We start from the raw sequence: 8680 nt of genomic DNA, 5'->3' as shown, positions 1-8680 counted from the left end.
CTGTACTGCCAGCCTTGCGGCTGCCTTGCTTTTTCGTCTGCCGCTGTGTCAGCAGCAGAGAAACGAGATTATGAAGAAGTTTTTTTACGCTGTCAAGTCAGTTTGTTTCGCTGCCGTTTTTCGATCGACGCACTACCCTTCGACCTAGACCCCAAAGCCGCGCATCGCGCCAAACTTCAGAATCACTTCGCCAGCCACGTTTTTCGTAAAACCCCACGAAAAACACAGACTTAACTCAACCCTCTTCACTCCGTCTCGCTGCCGCTTGGGCAACAGAGGGACGAGATTATGAAGAAGCTTTTACAGCGTGTCAAGTCGCCTCGCTTGGCACCGAATGTCGATCGAATCACTGCCTTTCGACCTGGGCTCCTGCGCCGCGCATCGCGCCAAGCTTCCGAACCCCTTCGGCGCCCGCCTCGCAAACCCTCCGCGAGACACGCACTGACCTGACCACTCTTCACTACCTGCTTTACCCCGGCCGCCGCTGCGTTGTCGCTAGCGCGTAAAACGTTTCAACCGCCGAGCCAGAAACTATAGCACAGGGTTTTCACTGAAGGCAAATGGGGCCGGAAGAAATGCCATCGCCGTGAACCGGGCATGGATCTTTGATGACGATTCCTGGCCATTGACCCCGGACGCCGTCTTTCCTCCCCCTCTACCGCTCATGGCTTACGGTACCCTACACCGTAAAGCATCCACCTATATAGAACGAGAACATGAGCGAAGACATCCTGATCAATGTCACCCCTTTCGAGACGCGTGTTGCGTTGGTGGAGCAAGGCGCCGTACAGGAGCTGCACGTCGAGCGCAGCATCCAGCGGGGCCAGGTGGGCAACATCTACCTGGGACGCGTGGTGCGCGTGCTGCCCGGCATGCAAAGCGCGTTCATCGACGTGGGATTGGAGCGGGCTGCGTTCATCCATATCGCGGATCTGCGCGAGAATCGCACCGAGCGCAGCCTGGGCCAGACGCCCACCCCCATAGAGAAGCTCCTGTTCGAGGGGCAGACCTTGATGGTGCAGGTCATCAAGGATCCCTTGGGCACCAAGGGCGCGCGGCTGTCGACGCAGATCAGCATCGCGGGACGCATGCTGGTGCACCTGCCGCATGATCCGCACATCGGCATCTCGCAGAAGATCGACTCCGAAGCGGAGCGCGTGCAGCTGCGCGAGCGCCTGCAGGCCTTGATCCCCGCCGAGGAGAAAGGCGGCTTCATCGTGCGCACGCAGGCCGAAGGCGCCACCGATGAAGAGATCGCGGCCGACCTGGAGTATCTGCGCAAGCTGTGGGCCAGCGTGCAGGCCGCGGCGCGCAGCCAGCCCGCCCCCACCCTGCTGCATCACGACCTGACCCTGTCGCAACGGGTGCTGCGCGACATGGTCGGGCCGCACACGGGCGTCATCCAGGTCGACTCGCGCAGCACCACCGCCTCGCTGCAGGACTGGGCGCGGCTGTACACGCCCTCGGTGGCGGACCGCATCCGGCATTACAGCGGCGACCGCCCCCTGTTCGACACGGCCGGCGTCGACGAGGAGATCGCCCGCGCGCTATCGCGGCGCGTGGACCTGAAGTCGGGCGGCTACCTGATCGTGGACCAGACCGAAGCGCTGACCACGGTGGACGTGAACACGGGCGGCTTCGTGGGCGGCCGCAATTTCGACGACACCATCTTCAAGACCAATCTGGAGGCGGCACAGGCCATTGCCCGGCAATTGCGGCTGCGCAACCTGGGCGGAATCGTCATCCTGGATTTCATCGACATGGAGGACGCCGAGCATCGCGAGACGGTGCTGGCGGAGCTGAAGAAGGCGCTGTCGCGCGACCGCACCCGCATGACGGTCAATGGCTTCACGCAGCTGGGCCTGGTGGAGATGACCCGCAAGCGCACGCGCGACTCGCTGGCGCACCAGCTGTGCGAGCCCTGCCCCATGTGCCAGGCGCGCGGCACGGTGCGCACGCCGCGCACGGTCTGCTATGAGATCCTGCGCGAGATCCTGCGCGAGAGCCGGCAGTTCAATCCGCGCGAGTTCCGCGTGCTGGCGTCGCAACAGGTGGTGGACCTGTTCCTGGAAGAGGAAAGCCAGCACCTTGCCATGCTGGGCGATTTCGTCGGCAAGCCGATCTCGCTGGAGGTCGAGGGCACGTATACCCAAGAGAACTACGACATCATCCTGATCTAGTTCGAAGGGCCGCGGGCCGGCAAGGCGGCAGCCTCTGCCGTCACGGCGCACCGACGTGCGCCAGTGCGGGCCGGATTCATCGACCAAAGCAGCGGATTCGTCGAAAACCGCTATGCAAGATGCCAGGAATCAGAACAATAGCTGTCCGGATAAACCGCCGAATGTTTCCGTAGACAGCCTCGATGCTGCTCACGCGGAGCCGGGCGACACGAGGAAATCCCGATGCCCCGCAATACCCGGTCCACGCAGCAAGCCCGTCCCGACACGCCTGTCGTCGCCCAGCCGACCACCCCGTGGCGGCGCAAACCGACCTCTTGGCGGCAATGGCTTCCGCTGGTACCAATGGCGGCGCTGAGCGCCGCGCAGGCGGCAGTGAATTGCCCAACGGGGAACTCCGGGGGGTCCACGACCTGCACGGTGGGCGCCGGACAGGACACGCAGATCGTCGTGGACTACGCGGGCGCGGATGGCGTGAGCACAGGCAACGGACAACCGGGCGGCGATTACGTCGTGAACAGTTCCGCCGACCTGCAGCCCACCACGCCCTCCGCCACGCAGCAGGCCGCGATACTGGTGCGGCTGCGCGGCGGGCACGGGTCCAAGGACACCAGCAACGATGCAACCGCCGGCGGCGCGGGCGGGACGATCAGCATCACGAACCAGGGCAAGCTGACGGTGGGCACGACCCCGACCACGCACGCGGACGGCGCCGCGCCGGGCATCTGGGACGACACGGGCTCGCAATTCGGCATCTATGGAGCGTCGCTCGGCGGCGCGGGCGCCGACGCGGACTCGACAGTGGTCGGCGGCGGCAACGGCGGCGCGGGCGGTGCCGGCGACCACGTCTACATCACCAATTACGGCGCGGTGAACCTGACGGCCGCACCCTATGGCGGCGTGGGACTGTATGGTGTCAGCGTCGGAGGTCCCGGAGGCAAGGAAGATCCCGCGGCGTCGGGCGACCAGGATGGCGGCAATGGCGCCGGCGCGGGCGTCGTCAGCATCACCAACTCCGGCAGCATCACCCTGCAGGCCGGCAGCGTCAGCCGGTACGCCTGGGGGATAGGCATCGAGACCATGGGCGGCCTGGGCGGCACGGACAACGGTGCCGGCGGCTCGGGGGGCAAGGCGTATGCCTACAACTACGGCAGCATCCTCGTGGACGTGGGCGGCAGCAACAACGTGGCCAGCGGGGTACGCGGGATCTACGTGTCCAGTCAGGGCGGCGACGGACGGACCTCCTCGGATCCCAGCGACAACGGCGGCGACGGCGGCGGGTATTCGGAGCTGCTGGTCGAGAACCACGGCAAGATCACGGTCAACGCGACGGGGCTGGGCGCTCCTTCCGGCTTGCTAGGACTGTCCGGCGGCATCGTGTCGATCGGCCGCGGCGCGAACGGTGGCGCCGGGCCGCAGAACTTCGACTCGGGGCACGCCGGCGGCCTGGGCGGCACGACGGCGACAACCAAGTCCATCTCGCTCTTCGACGGATCGGACATCCAGACCAGCGGCAACTACCTGCCCGGCGTGCTGTCGGTGGCGGTGGGCGGCAACGGCGGCATGGGCCGCGAGGACAGCGACGGCAGCAATGGCGGCGTGGGCGGCACCATCGTCATCAACACGTCCGGCAACTCGCGCATTTCCACCGACGGAACGATGTCGCACGGCATCGTCGCGCGCAGCGTGGGCGGCGGCGGCGGCGGGGTGCAGCCCAGCAGCGGCATCGCCGACTTTTCCGCCGAGAACTCGGGCGTGGGCGGCGCGGGCGGCGCGGTCACCATCACTCTGGGCGACGGGGGCAGCATCACGACGACCGGCACGAACGCCATCGGCGTCCTGGGCCAGTCCATGGGCGGCTACGGCGGTAGCGCGTCGGACAACTTCGAACTGTTCGGCAACGTGGGCGCCAATGCCGGCAACGGCGGCTCGCCCGGCCACGTCACCCTCGTGAACAGCGGCGGCATCACGACCTCCGGACTGGCCGCGCACGGCATGGTGGCGCAGTCGATCGGCGGCGGCGGCGGGACCGCGGGGCAGAGCAGCGGCATCGTCGCCCTGGGCGGCGATGGGGGCTCGGCGGTGGGCGGCGGACAGGTGGACGTGACGAACTCCGGATCGTTGAGAACGAACGGACAGAGCGCCATCGGCATGCTGGCGCAATCCATCGGCGGCGGCGGCGGGGATGGAGGCGGCGCGTCCGGCATGGGGTCGATCGGCGGCCAGGGCGGCGACGGCGGTTGGGGCGGGACCAGCAATGCGACGCTCAGCGGCGGCACGCTGACCACGGCGGGCGATCACGCATACGGCGTGGTGGCGCAGGCGATCGGCGGGGGTGGGGGCACAGGAGGCGCGGCGGCGTCGTACGGCGCCGGCCCGGGATTCGCGATGTCCGTGGCCGTGGGCGGCAAGGGCGGCGGCGGTGGCGGCGGCGGCACGGCCTCGGCCACCCTTACGGGAGCCACCATCACGACGGGTACGGCGGGCACCACCGCGGGCGATGCGCATGCCGTGGTGGTGCAGTCGATCGGCGGCGGCGGCGGCATGGGCGGCAGTTCGGCCGCCACGTCCTACGCACTGGCCGTCCCGGTGGGCGACACGTCGGTGGGCGCGGCCTTGTCGTTCGCCATGGGCGGCACCGGCGGCAGCGGCGGCGCGGGTGGTCAGGCCGTTGCCACGCTGACCGGCTCGGGCATCACGACCTATGGCGCGGGCTCGTATGGCGCGCTGGTTCAATCGATCGGCGGGGGCGGCGGCACGGGCGGCAGCGCGTCATCCGCGGCGACGGTGCTGGGCACCGGCAGCTCTGCAGCGGCCACGGCCTCGCTGGCGCTGGGCGGGACCGGCAGCAATGGCGCGGCCGGCGGATCGGCCACGCTGAAGCTGCAGGGCAACAGCACCATCGCCACCTGGGGCGAGTCCGCCAACGCGGTGATGGTGCAGAGCATCGGCGGCGGCGGCGGCGCGGGCGGCCTGGGGTCGGCCTCGGCCGACAGCAGGCAGACCGACGCGTCCGTCAGCTTCACGCTGGCGCTGGGTAAATCGGGGGGCGGCGGCGGCGCGGGCAACACGGTGGAATTCGACAGCACGATGAGCGACCGTATCGCCACGGCGGGCGACGGCGCGCGCGGCGTGCTGCTGCAATCCATCGGTGGGGGCGGCGGCACGGCCCAGGGCGGCCAGGCCGGACTGGCGCTCAGCGGCAGCCCGCAGGACAGCGAGGTCGACGTCGACACCCACGTCTACCTGGGCGGCAACGGCGCCTCGGGCGGAGCAGGCGGCGCCATCACGTTCTCGGCCGACGGCAACATCGCGACCTATGGCGCGGACGCGGACGGATTCCTGGCGCAGAGCATCGGCGGCGCGGGCGGCCTGGGCGGCGCCGCGGGCGGCAGCTCCGCCGATGCGTCGACGGGCGTGCTGCGCCGGCTGGCCGGCTCGCTGCGCGACGACAGCACCAGCTATGCGCTGACGCTGGCCGTGGGCGGCTCGGGCGGCAACGGTGGCGCGGGCGGGGCCATCGGCACCTCCAGCAAGCCGGTCGACCTGGCGGCCATCATCCGCACCTACGGCGACTATGCGGATGCCGCGGTGCTGCAATCCATCGGCGGCGGCGGCGGCCAGGGCGGCGCGGCGACGGTGGCGGCCAGCAGCGCCACGGCGCAGCTGAGCCTGTCGGTCGGCGGGTCGGGCGGGTCCGGCGGCAAGGGCGGCGACATCAACGCCTTCATCGACGGCTACAACGACAACGACGGGTTTTATACCCAGGGCTTCGGCGCGCACGGCATCGTGATGCAGTCCATCGGCGGCGGCGGCGGCATGGGCGCCTCGGGTTCGCCCAGGACGACCGGCTCGATCCATGTCGGCAGCACGGGCGGCAGCGGCGGCGACGGCGGCAACATCACGGTGGTCAACAGCCTGGCGAACATCGGCACGACCGGCGACAGCGCCCATGGCATGGTGGTGCAGTCGATCGGCGCGGGCGGCGGCATCGGCATGGCGGGCAGCACGGATTCCGCGGCGGGTTCCGGGGGACACCAGTTGTCGCTGCATCTGGGCGGCGCCAGCGGAATCCATGGCAACGGCGGCGCCATCAGGATCGAGTCGGGCTTCGGCGTGACGACGTACGGCCACCGTGCCCTGGGCATCGTGGCGCAGTCCATCGGAGGCGGAGGCGGCATCGCCACGACCGGTTCGTCCTCGGGATTGACCGGGGCATTCGTGGGGGGAGGCACGGGCAATGGCGGACAGGTCAGCGTCTCCGTGAATTACGGCAACGGCGTGTCGACCCACGGCGATGGCTCGCACGCAATCGTGGCGCAATCGATCGGCGGCGGCGGCGGCATCCTGGGCGACACGGCCCTGGGCGTGCAGCTCGATCCTGCCGCGGCGGGCATAGGGTCCAATACCCAGGCTGGCGGCGGCTCCTCGGCAGTGAACGTCACAGCCAGTGCGCCGATCGCCACGGCGGGTCGCAACGCCTTCGGCATCATCGCCCAGTCCATCGGCGGCGGGGGCGGGCTCGGCGGCTACAACGGGACAGGTTTTGCTGGCAAGGCCAGCACTTCCGGCGGCATCAGCGGCGCCGTCACTGTCACGCAGTCCTCGACGATATCCTCGTCCGGAGAGGGGTCTACGGGGATTTTCGCGCAAAGCCTCGGTTGGGAAGACAACGCGGTCGTGACCGTGAACGTCAACGGCACGGTCCAGGGCGGTTCGGGCAGCAACGGCAACGGGGTCTGGGTCGCCAATGGCAAGCACAACGTGTTGAATGTGGCCAAGGGCGCCCAGCTCGGCGCGCAATCCGGGACGGCAGTGCGCTATTCAGGCGAAGACGATGACGCGTTCGGATCCCGCCTGACCGTCAACACCGCCGGCCTGGTCAGCGGCAACATCCTCTGCCAGAACACCAGCGGCAATTCCGCGTGCGACGTCAACATCCAGGCCTCGGCCACGATGACGTCCGCCAACGTGTACGAAGCCAATGTGGCGAACGAAGGCCTGGTGCTGGTCGGCCGGCCTCGCGGCTTCGAGACCTTGCTGATCACGGGCCGCTTCAGCCAGGCCGGCACCGGCGTGCTGCGCAACGACGTGGACTTCGACCGCATGCGGTCCAGCCGCCTGGTGGTGCAGGGCGATGCCGCACTGGGCGGCATGCTCGAGCCCATGCCGACCGCACTGCTGCCGGGCCGGGAATTGCCGGTGCTGACCGTGCAAGGCGCCACGCAGGGCGCCTTGCAGGCCAAGGACAGTCCCGTCATCGACTATGGCATCCGGCGCAGCGGCCAGGATCACCTGGTGCAGGCGCAAGCGGCCGACTTCGATGCCCCGTCTATGGGACTGGCGGGCAACGAGCGCGACGCCGCGCGCAACCTGCAGGGCATCTGGAACGCGGGCGGCAACGCAGCGCTGGCGCCGCTGTTCGCGCAACTGGACCTCGCGTCGCGCGACGGCGCCCGGGCATACCGGAGCCGGGTGAACGATCTGCTGCCGGGCGCGGCGTTGGCGCCGGCCGCGCAATCCATGGCCGGCATGACGCAGTTCACAGGCAACATGATGTCGTGCCCTGCATATACCGGCGCCGACGCGCTGACTGGCGAACGCGACTGCTCCTGGGGCCTGGTCACGCGCCGCACCACCCACCAGGATGCCGACAACGGCGGCGCGGGCTTCGGCTACGACACCACGTCGTATCAATTCGGCGGGCAGCGGCAGGTCGGCCCGGGCTGGTTCCTGGGCGGCTCGATGGCCTACCAGAACAGCCGGCTCGACGGCGACTCGCGCGTGCGCGGCAGCGGGGACAGCGGCTATGCCGGCGTGGTGCTCAAGCGCGAAGCCGGGCCCTGGACGTTCTCGGGCGCGGTCGGCGGCGGCTACGGCAGCTATGACCTGAAGCGCGGCATCGCCATACCGGGGTACGAGGCCAGCCTGAAGAGCACGCCGGACGTGTACAGCGCCGGGGTGCGGCTGCGCGCGGCGCGCACCTTCGCCACCGAGAAGGCCTACGTGAAGCCGTACGTGGACCTGGACGCAACCTACACGCGCATGCCGGGCCACCGCGAATCCGGCGACCACGCACTGGGCCTCACGGTGGACAGCAGCGACAAGTTCCTGATGGCGTTGTCGCCGATGGTGGAGATCGGCGGACGGGCCAAACTGCCCGACGGCTCCGATGTGCGGCCGTTCGCCTACGTGGGCGCGTCTTTCCTGTCGGGGGACAACTGGGCGGTGAATGCTCGGCTGCGCGGCGCCCCCTCGGGCACGGGCACGTTCCGCAACGAGATGCCCATCGATGACGTGACCGGCCGCGTCGGGGCCGGCCTGCAGGTCACCTCGCGCAAGGGCGTGGACTTCCGGCTGCAGTACGACGGCGAGTTCTCGCGGCGGGCGGACAGCCATAGCGCGAGCTTGAAGGTGATGGTGCCGTTCTAGGGCTGCGCCGGGATGGCTCGCCGCGCAATGGATTCGCGACGCGCTGCGTTCTCGTCCCGCCTCCGGGCCGA

At 69.2% G+C, this 8680-nt stretch carries 3 protein-coding genes; all 3 read left to right on the top strand.

Annotated elements, in window-relative coordinates; genetic code table 11:
* A partial coding sequence (locus FS845_RS26720) for a hypothetical protein (RefSeq protein WP_222129998.1) occupies positions 1-234 on the top strand: 234 nt, incomplete at its 5' end.
* A gap of 482 nt (positions 235-716) precedes the next feature.
* Complete coding sequence (gene rng, locus FS845_RS16885) at positions 717-2180, top strand: ribonuclease G (RefSeq protein ID WP_144637355.1); 1464 nt, start codon at positions 717-719, stop codon at positions 2178-2180.
* 417 nt (positions 2181-2597) lie between these two features.
* Complete coding sequence (locus FS845_RS16880; RefSeq protein ID WP_144637353.1) at positions 2598-8609, top strand: autotransporter outer membrane beta-barrel domain-containing protein; 6012 nt, start codon at positions 2598-2600, stop codon at positions 8607-8609.
* Positions 8610-8680 lie beyond the last annotated feature (71 nt).

This window comes from Bordetella genomosp. 13 (genome assembly GCF_007679965.1).
In the GTDB taxonomy this organism is placed as follows: domain Bacteria; phylum Pseudomonadota; class Gammaproteobacteria; order Burkholderiales; family Burkholderiaceae_B; genus Bordetella.
The sequence above is the reverse complement of the archived record's forward strand: the minus strand, read 5'-3'. Positions and strand labels throughout refer to the sequence as shown.